The following is a 20,886-nucleotide window of genomic DNA, read 5'->3' as shown; positions in this document are numbered from 1 at the left end:
TCCCGGTCGTCGGGGGGCCGGGGAGGCGGGGGGTCGTGGCGGTCATTGGGGACCGTGCCCTGGGGGCAGGCAGGCCCATGCGGTCGGCGGTGTGGTCACCGGGTGTCAGTCCTCGTCGTCTTCCTCGTGGTGGTCGAGGTTCTCCACGCCGCGCTTCCAGTACCCGTCCACGTCGATGCGGTCCGGCGGCAGCCCGAACTCCTGGCGCACGTAGCGGCGGATCGGCTTGAGCGCCCCCGCCTCCCCGGCGACCCACACGAACCCCTCGCCCGCCGGTCGTTCCACCCCGCGGATCGCCTTCTCCAGCAGGTCGCCGGTGCCCGGGGCGGCGCCGTTGCGGTGCAGCCAGGTCAGCGTGACGTCGGCGGCGCTGTCGATCCGCTGCTCCTCACGGGCGTCGGGCACCTCGGCGAACGCGATGGCCCTGGCCCCCGCCGGCAGGGCCTCCAGCCACCGGCCGAGCGCGGGCAGCGCGGTCTCGTCCGCGCCGAGCAGGTACCAGTCCAGGTCGAGCGGCACCAGGATCGAGCCGCGCGGCCCGATGACCCCGATCCGCTTGCCGGGCTCGACGTTCGCGGCCCAGTGCGAACCGGGGCCGTGCCCGTGGATCACCAGGTCGATGTCGAGTTCCCGCGCCTCGGGACGGTGGTAGCGGATCGTGTAGTCGCGGAAGATCGGCCGGGGCGCGCCGGGGGGCGGCGGCTCCAGCCCGTCCGGCCCGATCAGCGGCATGACCGGCAGCTCGGCCCCCGGCTCGGGAAAGCAGAGCTTGACGTGGTCGGCGGGCGCGCCCTGCTGGAAGCCTTCCAGGTCGGGGCCGGTGAGGGTGACCCGGACGGTCACCGGGCCGAGCCGGGCCACCCGGCTGACCGTGAGCAGCCGTGGCTTGAGCGGATACTCGACGTACGTGTCGTCGGACATGCGAAACCCCTAGGCGGCGAGCTTGGAAAGGACGGCGTCGATCTGGTTGAGGATCTCGGTGACCCCCGTGTAGCTGTACTGGTAGCCGTACTTGATCGGGTAGACGTGCCCGGCCTTGGCGGCGGGCAGCAGCTTGAAGGCGTTCTGGTCGAGCAGCTTGCGCGTGGCGGCCTCGGCCTGGCCGTCGGGCGTCGCGCCGTACAGGATGGCGCCGGTGCCCGACAGCGTGGAGATCTGCTCGTAGGACAGGCGCACGCCGCGGTTGGCCCGCTCCTTGGTGGCGACCTTGGAGAAGGTCAGCCCGGCCTGCTCCATGAACAGCCCCGGCCAGGACACCGGCGAGTTGGCCACGAAGCCCTCCGGGCCGCCCTCCACGTAGTCCCAGGTCGTCTTGCGCAGGACCTCGGCGTGCCGGTCCTTGATGTCGGCGACCAGCTTGGTGTAGGCGGCGGCCTTTTGCGCGGACACGTCGGCCTTGCCCACCGTGTCGGCGATCTTCGGCAGCGCGTCGCGGACCTCGGCGGGGTTCTCGGTCACGAAGAACGCGGTCGGCGCGATGGCCGACAGCTTGTCGTAGCCGAAGTCCTCGGCCCGGCGCTGGGTGCTGATGATGAGGTCCGGCTGCAACTGCGCGAGCCGCTCGTAGTTGATGGAGGTCTCATCCGCGCCGACCACCGGGATGGCCTTCACCTTGGCCCAGTCGGCGGGCGCGTAGTCGGCCTCGACCTCCTGGAGCACGCCGACCGGCGTGATGCCGAGTTCGAGCACCGCGGCGGTGGTGTTGAGCAGCGAGACCACCCGCTGGGGCCGGGCGGGGACGGTGACCGGCCCGTTGGCCGCCTGCACCACCCGGGTGGCCGCGGAGTCGCCCGCCGTGCCGGTGGGCGCGGCCGTGTCTCCGGCGGCCCCGGTGCCGCCGGAGCCGGAGGAGCCGCAGGCGGCGGCGAGGAGCATCGCCCCCGCCGCCAGCAGGCCGGCGACGGCTCTGTGGACGAACATGTGTCTTTCTCCTTGATTCGTGTGCGGCATGGGGTCAGGGCCCGGCCACCGCGCCGGCGTGCAGCCTGATCAGGCGCGGCAGCAGTTCGACGGTGGCGGGGCGGTGGGCGATGACGAGCAGGGCGCGGTCCTTCCGCAGCCGGGCGAGCGCGGTCTCCATCCGGCGGGCGGTGACCGGGTCCACATCGGCGGTGGCCTCGTCGAGGATCAGTACGGCCGGGTCGGCGAGCACCGCCCTGACCAGGCCGATGATCTGCCGTTCCCCGCCGGACAGGTCCGAGGCGGGGGTGTCCAGCCCGTGCGGCAGGCCCGCGGCGAACTCCGCGAGCCCCAGCGCCTCGAACGCGGCCAGCATCCGCGCCCGGTCCGGTTCCCCGGGGGCCAGGGCGAGGTTGTCGCCGACCGAACCGGCCACGGTGCGCACGTCCTGCGGCACCAGCGCGATCCGCGCGCGGACCTCCTCCTCGGGTACCTCGCGCAGGTCGATCCCGCCGAAGGTGACCCGCCCGCCGTCAGGTTCGTACAGGCCGGCGAGGAGCTTCGACAGGGTGGTCTTGCCCGACCCGGTCTCGCCGACCAGGCCGGCGTGGTCGTCCTCGGCGCAGCGCACCGACACGCCGTGCAGCGCCGGTTCGCCCGCCTCGTAGCGGAAGACCACGTCCTCGGCGGCGAGTTCGCCCCGCGCGGGCAGCGTGCGGTCGCCGCGCGAGGGGGAGGCCGCCGCGGTCAGCAGGTCCAGCAGCCGGGCCAGGCCCGTGCGCATGGTCTGCACCTCCCCGGCGAGCTGCGACAGGTCGCCGAAGCCCTCGAACAGGTTCCGCGCGGCCAGGACGAACACCACGACCGCGCCGACGCTCATGTGCCCGCCCGCGGCCAGCCACGCGCCGGCCACCAGCAGCAGGCCCAGCGCCGCCCCCTCCACCAGGGAGATCGAACCGACCCGGTTCTCCACCGCTGCGGTACGGCGCTGCGCGGCCACGGCCGCCGCGTTGTCCCGGGCGAACCGGGCCATCCAGGCGGGCAGCCCGCCGGTGGACCGGAGGTCCTCCCTGGCCTCCAGCGTCTCGGTGAACGTCGCGGCCATGACCGCCTCGGCCTCGGCGTGCGCGCCGAACACCGTTCCGGCCCGCCGGGCGAACCACCGGGTGATCAGCAGGGCGGGGGGCAGGAACACGGCGGTGACGGCGAGGGTCAGCTCCCAGGAGTAGCCGAGCAGCAGCACGACCGTGAGCCCGAGGGTCAGCGTGGCGCTGACCAGGCCGGGCAGCGCCTCCCTGACGAACATCGCCAGCTCGGCGACCTCGCCGGTGGCGCGCTGGAGCAGCGCCCCGCCGCGGTGCGCCTCCAGGAAGCGCAGCGGGGCCGTGGCCAGCCGTTCGGCGACGCGTTCGCGCAGGTCCCGGACGATCCGCTCGCCCGCGTCCGCCAGGGTGGTGGCGGCCAGGCCGCCGATCACGGCAACGCCGATGACCATGGCGGCCAGCAGGGCCACCGCCGCCGCGAAGGCGCCGCCGTCCCGGGCGAGCAGCGCGTCCACCGCCGCGCCGACGGCGGGGGCGATGCCCACCAGCGCCGCGCTCTCCACGAGGCTCAGCCCCAGCGCCCCGGCCAGCCTGCCGCGGTGCGGGCGCAGGAACGGCCCGGCGCGGCGCAGCAGGCCCCGGGTGTCCGGGGCCTCGGTGAGTGCGGGCACCTCAGCCATGCCGTACCTCCTCCTGCGCAAGGTCCCGCTCCACCGGGCCGGCGGCGGAAGGGCCGGTCAGTTCCAGCACCCGGTCCGCGGCGGCGGCCACGGCCTCGCGGTGGGTGGCGAGCACGATCGTCATGCCGGGCGACCAGGCGCGCAGCCCGGCCAGCAGGCGGCGCTCGATCAGCGGATCGAGGGCGGAGGTGACATCGTCCAGGAGCAGCACCGACGGGCGGGCCAGCAGCGCGCGGGCCAGCGCGAGGCGCTGCACCTGGCCGCCGGACAGCGCGCCGCCCCGCTCGCCCGCCTCGGCGTCCAGCGGCAGGTCGATGGCGGCGGCGCGGCAGGCCCGGGTGAGTTCGGCGTCGGGAAGGTCGCGGCCGAGCCGCAGGTTGTCGCCGATCGTGCCGGACACCAGTACCGGCCGCTGCGGCACCAGCACCAGGCGGCGCGCGCACTCCTCGGCCCCGGCCGCGGTCAGCTCGACCCCGCCGTAGCGGACGCCGCCGGAAAGGGCGGTCGAGCGGCGGGCCAGCAGCCGCAGCAGCACCGACTTGCCCGACCCGGTCGGCCCGGTCACCGCCACGATCTCACCGGGGCCGACCGTGACCGACACCCGCCCGCCCGGCCGCCCGTCGGGAAGGGCGAGCACACCGTCGAACTCCAGCGCGCCGCGCTCGGGCAGCGGGACCGGGTCCGGCGGGTCGGGCAGGGCGGGACGCACGGCCAGGATCTCGGCGATCCGCCGCGCGGCCACCAGCGCCTGGCCCCGGTCGGCGAACCGGTCCACCGCCACCCGCACCGCGATCGTCACCGTGACCATCCAGGAGGTGAAGGCGACGAGCCCGCCGACGGTGAGGTCGCCGGACAGCACCGCCGTACCGCCCAGGCCGACCCCCGCGACGATGGCCAGCCGGGGGATCAGCGGCCCGGCGGCCGACCAGGCCGCCGACACGCGCGCCGCGCGCATCGTGGCCGCCGCCACCGCGGCGCTCGCCGTGTGGTGGCGGCGCACCAGCACCTGCCCGCCGCCCAGGCCGCGCACCGAGGACGCGGCGGCCAGCAGGTCCGCCACGGCGTCGGCGCGGGCCGCGTGCGCGCCGGACAGCGCGTCCAGCGCCGGCGCGAACCGGCGCGGGAACCAGACGTTGACCAGGACCAGCGGCGGCAGGCAGGCCAGCGTGACCCAGAGCAGCAGCGGATCCAGCGCGGCCAGGGCGGGCAGCACGAACGCGAACGTGGTGGCGATGACCACCCAGGTGGGCAGCCCGTGGACCCAGATCCGCACCAGGTCCGTGTCCCTGGTCGCGCGCAGCGCCAGGTCCCCCCGCCCGCCGGGGACGTCGCCGTCGCCGAGGACGGCCAGCCGGTCCGCCAGCCGGGTGCGCAGGTAGGCCCCCGCCTCGGCGTCGGCGGAGTTGGCCCACCACTGCCAGCCGGCCAGCCCGGCCCACTGCACGGCCGAGACCGCCACGACCGCGACCGCCCACCAGGCGGTGACGCCCAGGTCCCCGCGGGTGATCCCGTCGTCGATCGCCCGCTGCGCGCACAGCGGCAGCGACAGCAGCGCCACCTGGCGGACCAGGGCGGCGGCCGAGCCCGCGGCGAGCGGTCGCCACCGCGGCCGAAGGCAGCGGCGCAGCAGGGCCCGCGGGTCGGGCCCGGCGGCCCCGGGCGGGGGGACAGCGCGCAAGCCTCAGCCGCCCATCTCGGCGATGAGGCTCGCCGGGCGCATGTCGGTCCAGTGCTCTTCCACGAAGGCGAGCGCGTCCGCCCGCGACGACGGGCCGTGGACCTGCTCCCAGCCGCCGGGCGTGTCGGCGAACACCGGCCACAGCGAGTACTGCCCCTCGGTGTTCAGCAGGACCAGGAACTGCGCCTCTTCGTCGTCGAAGGGGTTGGTCATCGGGTGGTCTCCTCATCTTGTGGATCTTCTGGGTGCAGCGCGCGGTTCACGATGGGGCCGATCACCGCGAGCGCGCGCGGGGTGAGCAGTTCGGCGTGGGTGAAGTCCACGTCGTGATTGATCACGGCCCCGGACACGTGCCGCGACCAGGTCAGATGGTCACCGGTCTCGGCGCGGTCCCGGACGGCCGTGACGACCAGCAGATCGCCGTCGTAGGGGGCGTAGGTGGCGCTGAGCAGCAGTTCCATGCAGCCGCGGTGGACGCGGGCGAGGCGTTCGACCGTGGCCGCGTCGAACTCGGCGAGCAGTGGCGAGAACGCGGCCGACTCGCGCAGCCCGGCCAGGAAGTCCTCGGTCTCCGCCCTGCTCAGCCGGTCCAGTTCGGCCGCGCCGGGCCGGGGCTCCTGGCCGTCGTCCATGGGGAAGGTGTCCAGGACGCCGAGGAAGGCGACGTCCTGACCGCGTTCGCGCAGGGCGGTGGCCACGGCGTAGGCGACCTGGCCGCCGAAGGACCAGCCGAGCAGGTGATAGGGGCCGCGCGGTTGCACCTCGGCGATCCGCGCCGCGTAGTCGCGGCCCAGCTCGCGCAGGCTCTCCGGGCGGAAGTCCAGGCCGGACAACTGAGGGGCCTGGAGGCCGTGGATCGGCCTGCGCGGATCCAGGTGGGGGGCGAGCCCGCCGTACAGCCAGGCGAACCCGGCGGGCGGGTGCGCGCAGAACAGCGGCGGCAGGTCCCCGCCGGGGCGCAGCGCGATGACCGGCTCGAACCCGCCCACGCCGCCCGTGTCCAGCCGCCGCGCCAGTTCGGCGGGGGTCTGCGCGGACATCAGCGCGGACAGCTTGAGCGGCGCCCCCAGCTCCGCCCTGATCCTCGCGGCCAGCCGCATGGCCAGCAGCGAGTGGCCGCCGAGGTCGAAGAAGCCCTCCTCGGGGCCGACGTCGGGCAGTTCGAGCACGTCGGCGAAGAGCCGGCACAGCGCGGCCTCGCGCCCGTCGCGCGGCGCGCGGCGGGACCGGTCGCGGGCCCGGGCGGCGAAGCCGGGGGCCGGAAGCGCCTTGCGGTCCAGCTTGCCGTTGCCGGTGAGGGGCAGGGCGGGCAGCGTCACGAACGCCGAGGGCACCATGTACGCGGGCAGCCGCTCGCGCAGCGCCGCCGCCAGGTCGCCCGGGCCGTCCCCGGCCGGTACGACGTAGGCCACCAGGCGGGGCACCGGGCCGGGCGTGGCGACCACCGCGACCTGCCCGACGCCGGGTTCCGTGCTCAGCGCGGCCTCGACCTCGCCGGGCTCCACCCGGTGCCCGCGGATCTTCACCTGGTCGTCGGCGCGGCCCAGGAAGTCCAGGTTGCCGTCGGCCCGCCACCGGACCACATCGCCGGTGCGGTACATCCGCTCGCCGTCGCCGAAGGGATCGGCCACGAACCGCCCGGCGGTCAGGCCGGGCCGGTGCAGGTAGCCGCGGGCCAGCCCGGCGCCGGTGACGTACAGCTCGCCCGCCACGCCCACCGGCACCGGGCGGAGCCGGTCGTCGAGCACGTAGACGCGGGTGTTCCAGATCGGCCGCCCGACGATGGGCGTGACGCTGTCGGCGGTGCCGCCGCCCAGGGTGTTGATGGTGTACTCGGTCGGGCCGTACAGGTTGTAGCCGAGCGTGCCCTCGGTGGTGCGCAGCCGGTCCCACAGGGCCTGGCCGACGGCCTCGCCGCCGAGCAGCACCAGCGGTGGCACGTGCCCGTCGAGCAGGCCGTGCTCGATGAGCTGCTGCGCGTAGGAGGGGGTCACGTTGACCACGTCGATGGCGTGGTCGGCGCAGTACGCGGTGAGCGCCTGCGGGTCGCGGCGCATCTCCTCGGAGAGGACGTGCACCTCGTGCCCCTCCACCAGCCACAGCAGCTCCTCCCACGACATGTCGAAGGAGAAGGAGACCGTGTGCGCGATCCGCAGCCGCCGCCCGGCGTCCGCCACGACCGGCCCGAAGATCTCCGCCCGGTGGTTGAACTGCATGTTGGTCAGCCCCGCGTACGGCACCACGACGCCCTTCGGCCGCCCGGTGGACCCCGAGGTGTAGATCACGTAGGCCGGGTGGCTCAGCGGGAACTCAAGGCCCAGGTCATCGCCCGGCAGGTGGTCGAGGTCGCGCAGCTCGGCGGGGGTGAGCACGCACACCGGGCGGGTCTCGGCGATCATCTCCTCGGCGCGGGCCGGGGGCAGGTCCAGGTCCAGCGGCAGGTACGCCGCGCCGGTCTTGAGCACCGCGAACAGCGCCGCCACCATGTCGGCCGAGCGGGGCAGCGCGAGCGCCACCACCTGCTCCGGGTGCGCCCCCCTGGCCACCAGCATGCGGGCGATGCGGTTGGCGCGGGCGTTGAGTTCGGCGAAGGTGTGCCGCTCGGCGCCGAAGACCAGCGCCACCTCCCGCGGCGTGCGGGCCGCCTGCTCTTCGAGCAGCCCGGCGACCGTCCTGGCGGGCAGCGGGTTCGCGGTGTCGTTCCAGTCGGTCAGCAGCAGCCGCCGCTCGTCCGGGCCGAGCGGGTCCAGCCGGCCCACCGGTAGCGAGACGTCGGCCGCGATCTGTTCGAGCAGCCGCACGTACCGGGCCAGCATCGCCTCGGCCAGCGGCCGGTCGAACACGTCCGGGCGGAAGGCCAGCGACACCCGCAGCGGATCGTCGGGGGTGACCACGAGGGTCAGCGGGTAGTGCGTGCCGTCCACGCCGTCCATGGCGGCGATGCCGTACCTCTCGGTGATCCGGGCCCGCTCCTCCTCGTCCGCGCCGAAGTTGCGCAGCACGTACAGCGTGTCGAAGAGCCGGCCGAGCCCGGCGGTCCGCTGGATCTCGCCCAGCCCGAGGTGGTCGTGCGGCAGCACGTCCGCCCTGGCCCGTTGCAGGCGGGTGAGCAGGCCGAGCAGCGGCTCGTCGGGGTCGAGCGCCACGCGCACCGGCACGGTGTTGAGGAACAGCCCGATGGTGGACTCGACGCCGGGGATGTCGGCGGGCCGCCCGGAGACCGTCGCGCCGAACACCACGTCGGAGCGGCCGGTGGCCCCGGCCAGGACCATGCCCCAGGCGGCGGCCAGCAGCGTGTGCAGGGTGAGCCGGTTCGCGCGGGCCCGGGCGAGCAGGGCCCGGCCCAGCTCGGCGGGCGGTTCGGCGAGCACCGCCTCGGGGATGACGGCGGTCAGGCCGCCCGCGCCGTCGTCGGGGGCCAGCAGGGTGGGCTCGGCGAGCCCGTCGAGCGCGGTGCGCCACGCCTGCCTGGCGGCGTCCTCGTCCTGCCGCGACAGCCAGGCCAGATAGTCCCGGTACGGCGCGGCGGGTCCCGGCTCCTCGCCCTCGTACAACGCGAACAGCTCGCGCAGGAACAGGCCCTCCGACCACCCGTCCCACAGGATGTGGTGGTGGATCATGACCAGCAGGCAGCGGTCCTCGGCCAGCTCGACCAGGGTGAACCTGACCAGCGGGGGCCGGTCCAGGGCGAAGCGCGTGGCCCGGTCGGCGGCCAGCAGGCGGGCCACGGCGGCCCGCTGCGCCGGGTCGGCGACGAAGTCCAGGTCGATGCCCGCCTCCGGCGCGTCGCCGGCCGGTTCGCCCGCGAGGCCGGTGAGGTCCACGACGGTCAGCGGCAGCTCGGCGGCGCGCGGCACGAACTGCACCGGCCGGTCGAACCCGTCGTGCCGGAACCCGGCGCGTAGGTTGGGGTGCCGCTCGGTGAGCCCGCGCCAGGCCGCGCGCAGCCGGTCGGGGTCGAGCGCGCGCCGCAGGGCCAGGACGTTCTGCACGGTGTAGACGTCCAGCCCGCCCTCGTCCGCGCCCGCGTGGAACAGCAGCCCCTCCTGTAGCGGGGCGAGCGGCAGCACGTCGGCGGTCCCCGGCGGCAGCGCGTCGATCCGCTCCTGGGTGATCGAGACGAGCGGCAGGTCCGAGGGGGTGAGCGGGTCGCCGCCGGCGATGCCGGCCGCCAGTTCGGCGAGTGCCTCATGGAAGCGTCCGGCCAGGGCCGTCAGCTCGGGTTCGGCCAGGGCGGTGGAGGTGAAGGTGACGCGCAGTTCGGGGCCTTCGGGGAGGTCGTGGGTGACGGCGTCCACCTCCAGCCGGTACGGCGAGGCGACCGGGTCGGCGGGCAGCGGCTCGGCGGCGACGCCGAAGTCCTCGGCCCGGCCCGCGGCGAACCGGCCCAGGTAGTTGAACAGGATCTCCGGGCGGGGGGCGGCGGCGAGCAGGGCGGAGGTCTGCGGGTTGAGGTGGCGCAGCAGGCCGTACCCGAGGCCGCCGCGCGGCACCGTGGCCAGGTCCTCCCTGATCCGCCTGAGCGCGGCCAGCGGTTCGCGCGCGCCTCCGGAGTCCACGCGGACCGGATGCACCGCGGTCAGCCACCCGACCGTGCGCGACAGGTCCAGCCGGTCGTGCCCGCGCCCGTGCCCCTCCAGGTCCACGACCAGCGGGCCATCGGCGGGCAGGGCCAGGGCGAGGGCGGTGAGCAGGAACGCGTTCATCCCGGCCCGCGAGCCCAGCAGCCCACGGGTCGTCGCGGTGCCCACGGCGCTCTCCCGCACGGCGGGCGTCCGCGCGTCCGTGGAGGGTGGGAGGTGGTGGGCGCCGGGGGCGAGGGTGGAGAGCCAGTGGTCGAGTTCGGCGAGTGCGGCGGGCTCCTGGGCCTCGGCGGTGAGGCGGCGGGCCCAGCGGGCGTACGGCACGGGAACGGGGGTGAGCGTCCCGCCGCGCAGCAGGGTGGCCAGCTCCGGCAGCAGTACCCGCCAGGACACCCCGTCCACCACCAGGTGGTGGGCCACCACCAGCAGCCGTCCGGGCGCGTCGCCGAGGTCGAACCAGACGACCTGGAGCATGCGGCCCGCGCCGGGGTCGAGCCGGTCCACCGCCGCGCGGTATTCGCCGGCGAGGTCGGCCAGGCCGCTCACCCGGCGCACCTCGGCGGGCACCGGGTCGGCGATCTCGGCCGACCAGACGGCCGGATGCGGCCGGGACAGCCGCAGCCGCAGCGCGTCGTGGCGGCGCTGGAGCGCGTCGAAGGCGGCGGCCACCGCCTCCGCGCCCAGGCCGGGGGGCACCTGGAGCAGCCGCGCCTGGTGGAAGTCCCGCACCGGGACGCCCTGCTCGCGCAGCCAGTGGACCACGGGCAGCAGCGGGACCGGGCCCTCCAGCGGCTCGGCGGTGCTCTCGCCGGGGCTCTCGGCGGGGGCCTGCCGCCCACGGGCGACGGCGGCCAGACCGGCCGGGGTCGGGTGCTCGAACACCTCCTTGGCGGTGATCTCCAGCCCGGCGTCCCGGATACGCGCGACCAGGGAGATCGACATGATGCTGTCGCCACCGAGCCCGAAGAAGTCGTCGTCGGGGCCGACCGATTCCAGCCCGAGGATCTCCGCGAACGCCGCCACGAACGGATTCCCCGCGCCCTCCACCCTGGTGGCGGGTGATGTGGCGGGGGGTGTGGGGAGGGCGCGGCGATCGAGTTTGCCGCTGGTGGTGAGCGGGAGGGTGTCCAGGGAGAGGATCACGGCGGGTACGGCGGGCGCGGGCAGCCGGGTCGTCAACTCCTGGCGCAGCGCGGCCGGGTCCGCGCCGGCGGCCACGATGTAGCCGATCAGCCGGCCGTCCACCGCCGCCGCGGCGGCGTCGCGGACGCCCGGCAGGGCGCGCAGCGCGGTCTCCACCTCGCCCAGCTCGATCCGGTGCCCGCGGATCTTCACCTGGTCGTCGGTCCTGGCCAGGAACTCAAGCGCGCCGTCACGGCGCATCCGGACCAGGTCACCGGTGCGGTACATGCGCTCGCCGCCGCCGAACGGGTCGGCGACGAACCGCGTGGCGGTCAGGCCGGGCCGGTTCAGGTAGCCCCGGGCGAGCTGGCGGCCGGAGATGTACAGCTCGCCCGGCACGCCCACCGGCACCTGCCGCAGCGCGGCGTCCAGCACGTACAGGCGGGTGTTCCACACCGGCCGCCCGATCGGCACGCCGGGCCCGCCGGGGTCACCCTCGTACGGCTGCGCCGACACGTCCACCGCCGCCTCGGTCGGCCCGTACAGGTTGTGCAGCGGCACGTCCAGGGCCGCGCGGAAGGCGGCGGCCAGATCGGCGGGCAGCGCCTCGCCGGAGCAGAGCACCCGGCGCAGCCCCGAGCAGCCGGGCACGCCGGGGTCGGTGAGGAACCCGCGCAGCATGGACGGCACGAAGTGCGCCGTGGTGACGGCGTGCTCCCGGATCAGCCGGGTCAGCTCGGCCGGGTCGCGGTGCGCGCCGGGCGGGGCGAGCACCACCGCCGCCCCCGCGCACAGCGGCCAGAAGAACTCCCACACCGACACGTCGAAGCTCGCCGGGGTCTTCTGCAGCACCCGGTCATCGGAGGTCAGCCCGTACTCGGCCTGAGTCCAGGCCAGCCGGTTGACGATCGCCCGGTGCTCGACGACGACGGCCTTCGGAGCGCCGGTCGAGCCCGAGGTGTAGATCACGTACGCCGGGTGGGCCGGACCGGACCGATCCTCGAAGGACGCCTCCCCGGACTCCCACGCCGCGCGCACGTCCTCGGCGGTGAGGACCAGCACGGGCCTGGCGTCGGCCAGCATGAACTCCCGGCGCGCGGCGGGCAGCTCGGCGTCGATCGGCAGGTAGGCCGCCCCCGTCTTCAGCACCGCGAGCAGCGCGGTCATGAGCTCGGCCGATCGCGGGATCGCGATGGCCACGATGGTCTCCGGCCCCGCGCCCGCCTCGGCCAGGGCCCGCGCCACCCGCCCGGCCCTGCGTTCCAGCTCCGCGTAGGTCAGCGTGAGGCCGTCAGGCGCGACGATGGCCGTCGCGGCCGGGGCGCGCGCGGCCCGCGCGGCGATGAGCCGGCCGACCGTGCCCTCCGGCACATCCCGCGCGGTCGCGCCGACCTGGGCGATCAGGTCCCGCTCGGCAGGGGACAGCACGTCGACGGCGCCGGCCCGCAGCCCGGGATCGGCGGTCACCTGGCGCAGCAGGTGGATCAGCCGGTCGGCGAGCAGCCCGGCGGTCTCCTCGTCGTACAGGTCGCGGGCGTGGATGACCGACAGGTGGGTGGCCTCGCTGTCGTCCACGGCGGTGAAGGCCAGGTCGAACCGGGCGTGCACGCTGAGGTCGGGTTCCACCTCGCCGAGCGGGGACGGCCCGCCCGCGCGGTGGTACTGCGTGAGCACCTGGAAGAGCGGGTGGCGCGCCAGGGACCTGGCGGGCGCGGCGATCTCGACCAGCTTCTCGAAGGGCAGGTCCTGGTGGGCCAGCGCGGCCAGCTCGGTCTCGCGCACCCGTTCCAGCAGTTCGGTGAAGGCCGGGTCGCCGCTCACGTCGGCGCGCAGCACGAGCGTGTTGACGAAGCAGCCCATGGCGTCGTCGAGCGCGTCGTCGGGGCGCCCGGCGACCGGTACGCCGAGCGGGACGTCGGTGCCGCCACCGAGGCGGCACAGCAGCACGGCGACGGCGGCCTGAAGGACCATGAAGGGGGTCGTGCCGGTGGACCGGGCCAGGGCGGCGACGCCCTGATGGACCTCGCCGGGCAGGCGTCGCCGCACGGTGCCGCCCCGGTAGGACGGGACCTGCGGGCGCGGCCGGTCGGCGGTCAGCGGGAGTTCGGCGGGGATTCCGGCGAGCGCCTCCCGCCAGAACTCCGTCAGCGCCGTGGTGTCCTGCCCGGCCCGCCACAGGGCATAGTCGGCGTACTGGACCGGCGGCCGGTCCCACGCGGGGGCGCGGCCCTGCCTCCTGGCCTCGTACGCCGTGGCCAGGTCGCGCAGGAAGACCCCCTCCGACCACTGGTCGGAGGCGATGTGGTGGAAGACCGCCGACAGCGTGGCCGCGCCGCCGGGCCTGCGGAACAGGGTCGCCCGCAGCGGCGGTTCGGCGGCCAGGTCGAAGGCGTGCGCCTCGGCGCGGGCCAGCGCGGCGGGCAGCTCCCCGGCACCGGCATCGGCCGTCTCGAACGGCGGGACGGCGTCGGTGACCCGCTGGTACGGCGTGCCGCCCTCGTCGGGGTAGACCGTGCGCAGGACCTCGTGCCGGGCCGTCACGTCGGCGAACGCGGCCCGCAGCGCCGCCTCCTCCACCCCCGGCCGCAGCCGCAGCCGCAGCGGGATGTTGTAGACCGGGCTCGGGCCCTCCAGCTTGAACAGGAACCACAGCCGGCGCTGCGCGTCCGACAGCGGCACCCGCGATGGCCGGGCCACCGGGACGATGGCCGCCGCCCCGCTCCCGGCGGACCCCCGGCCCAGGCGGGAGGTCAGCCGTGCCGCCGTACGCGACTCGAACAGGTCCCTGATCCCGACCGGCGCGCCGAGCAGCCTGCGCAGCCGGTTGACCGCGCGGGCGGCCAGCAGCGAGTGCCCGCCGAGGCCGAAGAAGTCATCGCCGGGGCCGATCCCCGGCACGCCGAGCAGGTCGGCGAACACCCCGCGGACGATCTCCTCGCGCTCGTCCCGCGCGGCCCTGCTCGCCGTGGCCGCCTGGGGCGCGGGCAGCGCGGCCCGGTCCAGCTTGCCGTGCACGTTGATCGGCAACTCGTCCATCCGGACCACCGCCGGGACCATGTACGGCGGCAGCCCCAGCGTCCCCGGGTCGATCTCGGAGGCCGAGACGACGTAGGCCACCAGCCGGTCGTCCGCCACGACCACCGCCGCCCGCGTGACGCCGGGCAGCGCGAGCAGCGCCGCCTCGACCTCGCCCGGCTCGATCCGGTAGCCGCGCAGCTTGACCTGGTCGTCGGCGCGGCCCAGGAACTCCATCGTGCCGTCGGCCCGCCACCTGGCCACGTCGCCGGTGCGGTACATGCGCTCGCCGCCGCCGAAGGGGTCGGCCACGAACCGGGCGGCGGTCAGGCCCGGCCGGTTCAGGTAGCCTCTGGCGATCCCGGTTCCCGCGAGGTACAGCTCCCCGGGCACGCCGGGCGGGACCGGGCGCAGCCCGCCGTCCAGGACGTAGGCCCGGGTGTTGGCGATCGGCCGGCCGATCACCGGGTCCTCGCTCGCGGCCAGTCGCGAGCCGAACGCGTCCACGGTGAACTCCGTCGGCCCGTAGAAGTCGTGCGTGAGGAGTCCGGAGGTCTCCCGCAGCCGCCGCCACAGCGCCTTCGGCACGGCCTCGCCGCCGAGCAGCACGAGCCGCGGGACGTGCGGGCCGGACAGCAGGCCGTACTCCACGAGCTGCGCGGCGAACGACGGCGTCACGTCCAGTGTGTCGATCCGGTGCCGCCGCACCAGCTCGACCGTGGCCTCCGCGTCGCGCCGGGTCTCCTCGCCGAACAGGTGCAGCTCATGACCGCACAGCAGCCACAGCAACTGCTCCCAGGAGGAGTCGAAGGAGAAGGACGCGGTGTGCGCGGCGCGCAGCCGGCGGCCCCCCGCGGCGGCCACGGCGTCGGCGAAGATCGTGTCCCTGTGGTCGCGGTAGAGGTTCATCAGCCCGGCGTGCTCGATCTGCACGCCCTTGGGGCGGCCGGTCGAGCCGGAGGTGTAGATGACCGCCGCCCGGTGCCGCGGGTCCCTGGCCACCGCGGGATCGGCGGTCTCGCCCTCGTCGGTGCCGGGCAGCTTGGTCAAGACCAGCAGCGGATCGGCGTCGGCGAGCATGAGCCGCCGCCGTTCCTCCGGATAGTCCAGGTCCACCGGCAGGTACGCGGCCCCGGTCTTGAGCACCGCCAGCAGCGCCACCACCAGGTCGGCGGTGCGCGGCAGGGCCAGCGCGACCAGGCGTTCCGGCCCGGCCCCGAGCGCGATCAGGGCGTGGGCGACCCGGTTGGCCCGGCGGTTCAGCTCGGCGAAGGTCAGCGAGCCGTCCTCGGTGACCAGCGCGGTGGCCTCCGGCGTCGCCGACGCCGTGGCCTCGAACACGTCGGCCACGGTGCCGCCGGGCACCTCGGCGGCGGTGTCGATCCACTCGCCGAGCAGCCGCTCGCGCTCCCCGGGCAGCAGCACGCCGATCCGGCCGGCCGGCTCGCCCGCGGCGATGCCCGCGAGGACCAGGGCCAGCCGGTCGGCGAACGCCTGGGCGCGCTCCCGGTCGTACAGGTCCGCCCGGTACTCCAGCACCAGCCCGAGATCGTCGCCGCCCAGCCCGAGCACCGGGTCGCCCGCGGGCAGCGCGAGCAGGGTCAGCGCGTAGTGGGTGTAGCCCCGGTTGCCCGCGCCGGTGACGCGCAGGTCGCCGGACTCCGCGGTGCCCGCGGGGTAGTTCTCGAACACCAGCAGCGTGTCGAACAGCGGGTTCATCCCGGTGAGCGCCTGGATCTCGGCCAGCCCGAGGAACTGGTGGCCGAGCAGGCGGGCCTGCTCGGCCTGCACCCGGGCGAGCGCCGCCCCAACAGGCTCGCCCGGGGCGATCCGCACCCGCACCGGCACGGTGTTGCTGAACAGGCCGATCATGCCCTCGACGCCGTCCAGTTCGGCGGGGCGGCCGGAGACGGTCGCGCCGAACACGACGTCGTCGCGCCCGGTGAGCCGGGCCAGCAGCAGGCCCCAGGCGTACTGGAAGATCGTGTTCAGCGTCAGCCCGTGCGCGCGGGCCAGCTCCCGCAGGCCGTCCGCGACACCCTTCGGCAGGCGGACCCGCAGGTCGGCGGGGGTGGCCGGAGTGCGGGCCCGGCCTCCTCCGCCGAGCAGCGTGGGGGACGCAAGCCCGGCCAGCGCCGCCCGCCACGCCTCGGCGTCGGCCGCCCGGTCCCGCCCGGCGAGCCAGGCGAGGTAGCGCCGGTACGGCGGGGCGGCCGTCGCGGGCGCCCCGGACACCAGCTCGCGCACGATGAGCGGGGTGGACCAGCCGTCCGCCACCAGGTGATGGCTCACGATCAGCAGCCGGTGGCGGCCGGGGGCCTGCCGTACCAGGACACAGCGCACCAGCGGCGGCGCGCTCACGTCGAAGCGGCGGGCCAGCTCCTCGCGTTCCAGGTCGGCCAGGCGCTCGGGCGCGTCGCTCAGGTCCACCTCCCGCCAGGGCAGCTCCACCTGGGCCGGGACGACCTGCACCGGCCGGTCCAGGTCGCCGGTCACGAACGCGGCGCGCAGCGCGTCGTGCCTGGCCAGCAGCGCCTCCATCCGGGAGCGCAGCCCGCCCGCGGGGCCGTCCACGTCCAGCCAGGTGACCGAGGTGTAGACGTCGGTCTCGTCGTGGGCGGCGTGGAACAGCAGCCCTTCCTGGAGCGGCGACAGCGGCAGGACGTCCGCGGTGCCCGGCGGCAGGCGGTCGATCTGGTCCTGGGTGAGGGACACCAGCGGCAGATCGGAGGGGATCAGCGCGCCGGGGGCCGCGGCCACGGCGGCGAGCGCGGCGGCCCACCGCCCGGTGACGCCGGCGAGGTCGGCCGTCCCGTCCGGGGAGGCCCAGTGGACGGCCAGGCGCGGCCCGTCCGGCTCGTCGTGCAGGAAGGCGTTGACCGTGAGCGCGTACGGCGTGGCGGGCTCTCCCGCGGCCGAGAAGGCCGCCCCGGCGGCGAACCGCCCGAGGTAGTTGAACAGGATCCGCGGCTCGGCGAGCCCGCGCAGCCGGCCGCGCAGGTGCCGCAGCACCCCGTAGCCGACGCCGCGCGACGGGACGCCGCGCACGGCCTCCTTGACCCGGCGAAGCACCTGATCGGGGGTGGCCGCGCCGGTCAGGTCCGCCCGCACCGGGTGCTCCGCGGTGAACCAGCCGACCGTCCGGCTCAGGTCCAGCCGGTCGTCCAGGTCGCGGCCGTGTCCTTCGGCCTGGACCAGCAGGTCCTCACCGCCGACGGTCAGGGCCAGCGCGGCGAGCAGCAGTTCGTCCGGCCTGGCCCGGCAGCGGGCGGCGGCGGCCAGCAGGTCGCGGGTGAGATCGGCGGGGGCGTGGGTGACCAGCGTGGCATCGGGATCACCACCCGCCGCCGTCGTGGGAACCGGCGGGGCGGGCCGGTCGAGCAGCGCGGCCCAGTACGCCTCCTCGCCGGCGAAGTCCCGCTCGGCGAGCGTCCGGGCCCAGGTGCGCAGCGAGGTGCCGGCCGGCTCCAGCGGCCGGCCCGCCAGCGCGGCGCGCAGGTCCGGCAGCAGGATGCGCCACGACACGCCGTCCACGGCCAGGTGGTGGACGGTCACGGTGAGCCGCCCGGGTCCGAGGGTGAAGGCGGCCATCCGCCCGGCGGCCGGGTCGATCAGGCCGGGCGGGCCGACGAGGTCGCGGGGGCGCGCCTCGTGCGGCGGCGGGACCAGCAGCGACCAGTCGGGCAGCAGCCGGGCGCGCAGCGCGTCGTGCGCGGCCAGCAGCGCCCGCACGGCTCCGGCGAGGCGGTCCTCGCCGAGGCCGGCCGGGACGTCCAGGGTGACGGAGTGCGTGTAGGCGGGCGGCGTGCGGCCGGGCCCGGCCGCCTCGCGCAGCCAGGCCACCGGCGGGGTCACCGGGACGACGCCGGTGCCGTCGTCGGCCTGGCGGGCGGGCACCGCCTCGGCGACGGCCGCCAGCGCCGCCACGGTACGCCGCTCGAACACCTGCCTGGGCGTGATCAGCAGGCCCGCCTTGCGCGCCCTGCCGCACATCTGGATGGACAGGATGCTGTCCCCGCCCAGCTCGAAGAAGTTGTCGTCGATGCCGACGCCGGGCAGGCCGAGGACTTCGGCGGCGACCCCGCACAGCGCGGCCTCCACCTCGTCGCGCGGCGCGCGGCCCCCGGCGGTGAACTCGGGGGCGGGCAGTGCGGCGCGGTCCAGCTTCCCGTGCGGGGTGAGCGGAAGTTCGCCGATCGCCACGACGGCGGCGGGCACCAGCGCGGCGGGCAGCCCGGCGGCGAGCGCGCCGCGTATCTCGGCGGGGTCGAGCCCCGCGCCGGTGACGTAGCCGACCAGCAGCCCGTCGCGCAGCGCGGCGGCTGCGCCGGTCACGCCGGGCACCCGTGCCAGGGCGGCCTCGACCTCGCCCGGCTCGATGCGGTGGCCGCGTACCTTGACCTGGTCGTCGGCGCGGCCGAGGTATTCGAGCGCGCCGTCCGGCCGCCGCCTGGCCAGGTCGCCGGTGCGGTACATGCGCTCGCCCGGGCGGAAGGGGTCGGCGGCGAACCGCGCGGCGGTACGGCCGGGGTCGTTCAGGTAGCCCCGGGCCAGGCCGGTTCCGGCCAGGTACAGCTCGCCGGTCACGCCAGGCGGCACCGGGGCGAGCCGCCCGTCCAGCACGTACGCGCGGGCCCCGGTCACCGGGCGGCCGATGACCGGTGTGGGGCCGTCGGCCAGGTCGGCGGTCAGGGCGTCCACGGTGAACTCGGTCGGGCCGTACACGTTGCGGGCGGCCAGCCCGGGGATCTCGCGCAGCCGCCGCCACAGCCCCTCGGGGACGGCCTCGCCGCCGAGCAGTACCAGCCCCGGCCGCCCCGGCCCTTCCAGCACGCCGGCCTCGGCCAGGCGGACGGCCAGCGAGGGCGTCACGTCGATCACGTCCACCCCGGTGTAGCAGGCGGGGTCGCGGCGTTGGTGCTCGTCCAGGATGACCAGCTCGTGCCCCGACACCAGCCACAGGAACGGCTCCCAGGCCGAGTCGAAGGACAGCGCGTAGGAGTGCGCCACCCTGCGCCGCGCGCCTGCGGCGTGCAGCCCGGCGTTGTGGTGCCGCCACAGGGCCGACAGCGAGCCGTGGGTGACGGCGACGGCCTTCGGCGTGCCGGTGGACCCTGAGGTGTAGAGCACGTACGCCAGGGACGCGGGCGGCGGGTCGGCGGGCGGCACGGCAGCCGCGGATCCGGCCGCCTCGGCCTCGGTGAGCGTGCCGGGCGTGACGACGAGCACGGGCGCGGCGTCGGCGAGCATCACCGCCCGCCGGTCGGCGGGCAGGTCCTCGGTCAGCGTGAGCTGGGCCGCGCCCGACTTCAGCGCGGCGAGCTGCGCGACGATCATGCCGGTGCCGCGCGGCAGGTCCAGGGCCACGATCCGCTCGGGGCCCGCGCCGCGCCCGGCGAGCAGTCCGGCCAGCCGGTCGGAGGTCTCGTCCAGTTCGGCGAAGGTCAGCGCGCCCGCGCCGTCGCGCACCGCCACGGCGGCGGGCGTCAGCCGGGCCTGGGCGCGGAACGCCGCGGCGATCGAAGGCCCGGGGGCGGCGTCGCCGCCCGAGGCGTCCGCGATGGCCCGCTCCCGCTCCCCGGCGGTGGCCAGCGGTACGCCGGCCAGCGGCCGGGCGGGGTCGCCCGCGAGCGCGGCGGCGAAGGCCGCGAACCGCTCGCCGTGCGCGGCCAGGTCGTCCTCGGAGCAGGTGCCGGCGTTGCCGTCCAGTTCGAGGGTCAGCTCGTCGCCGGGGGACTTGTAGAAGGAGAACTCCAGGTCGTCCACCGGCCCCGCGGCCAGGTTGCGGACCACGCCGGGCACGCCCGCGAACGACAGCTCGTAGTCGAACGCCTTGACGTTGACCGAAGGGCCGTGCAGCCGCCGCCCGGGCTCGGTGCGGCCGAGGTCGCGCTGGAGGTCCTCGCCGCGGTAGCGCTGGTGCGCGCGGGCCTCGGCGATCTCGGCGGCGGCCCGGCGGATGAGCGTCGCGAAGGTGTCGTCCGGCCCGGCGGCGAGCCGCAGCGGAAGTACGTTGACCGCCATGCCCGGCGAGCGCATCGCCGGGCCGCCGAACCGCCCCGCGAACGGCATGCCGAGCACGATGTCGGTGAGGCCGGTCATCCGGTGGACATAGGCCGCGGTGACCGCGGTGACCGCGTCGGCCCAGGTCGCGCCCGCCTCCTTGGCCACGCGCAGCAGTGCGTCGCCGGGGAAGGACGCCGTGTGCCGGACGAAGCCGTAGGCCGGTTCGCCGGGCGCGAGCACCGGAACCTGCGGCGCTCCGGCCAGTTTGGCGGCCCACCACTCGCGGTCGCGCTCGTACCGCTCCGACGCCCGGTACTCCCGCTCCTGGCCGGGGATCGCCGTGAACGGCCCGAACGGGCCGTCACCGGGGTCGCGGCCGGCGGCGAGGGCGGTGTAGACGGCCGCCACCCGCTTGGCGATCATCGCGACGGTGTAGCCGTCCACCGCGATGTGGTGGTAGCGCATGTACCACAGCCAGGACTCCGGCCCGGTCCGGTAGAGGGCCCCGGCGAACAGCGGGCCGTCGACCGGGTCCACCGGCCGGGCCAGGTCCGCCCGCATGGCCGCGAGCGCCTGCCCGCGCGGCAGCTCCAGCACCGGCAGCGGCCACCCGCCGCGATCCGCTTCGAGCGCCTGCCACGGCCCGCCGGGGGCGTCCATGATCCGCACGTGCAGTGCCTGCGCCTCGCCGACGGTGGTTCGCACCGCGCGCTCGAACAGGGCCGGGTCCATCCGGCCGGTGAGCTCGACGTAGTGACCCACGTTGTAGCGGGGGTCGGCCGGATCGAGCCGCTGGGCGTACCAGACGCCGAGCTGGCCTCCGGTGAGCGGGAGCACCTCTGTGGAGGGGGACAACGAGA

General features: G+C 76.0%; 6 protein-coding genes. All 6 read right to left on the bottom strand.

The features are described from left to right. Positions 1-105: 105 nt before the first annotated feature. From ACH34R_RS00290 to ACH34R_RS00265, 6 genes are read right to left on the bottom strand one after another with little or no spacing between them, the layout of a single operon-like run. Positions 106-921, bottom strand: coding sequence for a siderophore-interacting protein (locus ACH34R_RS00290; protein ID WP_397559251.1), 816 nt, complete (start codon positions 919-921; stop codon positions 106-108). A 9-nt stretch (positions 922-930) separates the two neighbouring features. Continuing rightward, positions 931-1,920, bottom strand: coding sequence for an ABC transporter substrate-binding protein (locus tag ACH34R_RS00285; RefSeq protein WP_397559250.1), 990 nt, complete (start codon positions 1,918-1,920; stop codon positions 931-933). 34 nt (positions 1,921-1,954) lie between these two features. Then, entirely contained in the window at positions 1,955-3,622 is a 1,668-nt protein-coding gene (locus tag ACH34R_RS00280; protein WP_397559248.1) for an ABC transporter ATP-binding protein, read from the bottom strand. Then, a complete protein-coding gene (locus ACH34R_RS00275; RefSeq protein WP_397559247.1) occupies positions 3,615-5,300 on the bottom strand; it encodes an ATP-binding cassette domain-containing protein in 1,686 nt (561 codons plus the stop codon). Before ACH34R_RS00275 ends, ACH34R_RS00280 begins: the two co-directional genes overlap by 8 nt. Positions 5,301-5,303: 3 nt before the next feature. Continuing rightward, on the bottom strand, positions 5,304-5,513 hold the full coding sequence (locus tag ACH34R_RS00270) for an MbtH family protein (RefSeq protein ID WP_111170739.1): 210 nt from the start codon (positions 5,511-5,513) through the stop codon (positions 5,304-5,306). Continuing rightward, positions 5,510-20,881: an amino acid adenylation domain-containing protein gene (locus tag ACH34R_RS00265; RefSeq protein WP_397559246.1), complete on the bottom strand. Its 15,372-nt coding sequence runs from the start codon at positions 20,879-20,881 to the stop codon at positions 5,510-5,512. Before ACH34R_RS00265 ends, ACH34R_RS00270 begins: the two co-directional genes overlap by 4 nt. Positions 20,882-20,886 lie beyond the last annotated feature (5 nt).

Origin of the sequence: Spongiactinospora sp. 9N601 (assembly GCF_044326295.1) — a bacterium.
GTDB lineage: Bacteria > Actinomycetota > Actinomycetes > Streptosporangiales > Streptosporangiaceae > Spongiactinospora > Spongiactinospora gelatinilytica.
The sequence above is the reverse complement of the archived record's forward strand: the minus strand, read 5'-3'. Positions and strand labels throughout refer to the sequence as shown.

Coding starts and splice junctions, on each gene's coding strand:
- ACH34R_RS00280 (WP_397559248.1), bottom strand. CDS start 3,622: ATGGCTGAGGTGCCCGCACTCACCGAGGCCCCGGACACCCGGGGCCTG.
- ACH34R_RS00285 (WP_397559250.1), bottom strand. CDS start 1,920: ATGTTCGTCCACAGAGCCGTCGCCGGCCTGCTGGCGGCGGGGGCGATG.
- ACH34R_RS00290 (WP_397559251.1), bottom strand. CDS start 921: ATGTCCGACGACACGTACGTCGAGTATCCGCTCAAGCCACGGCTGCTC.
- ACH34R_RS00270 (WP_111170739.1), bottom strand. CDS start 5,513: ATGACCAACCCCTTCGACGACGAAGAGGCGCAGTTCCTGGTCCTGCTG.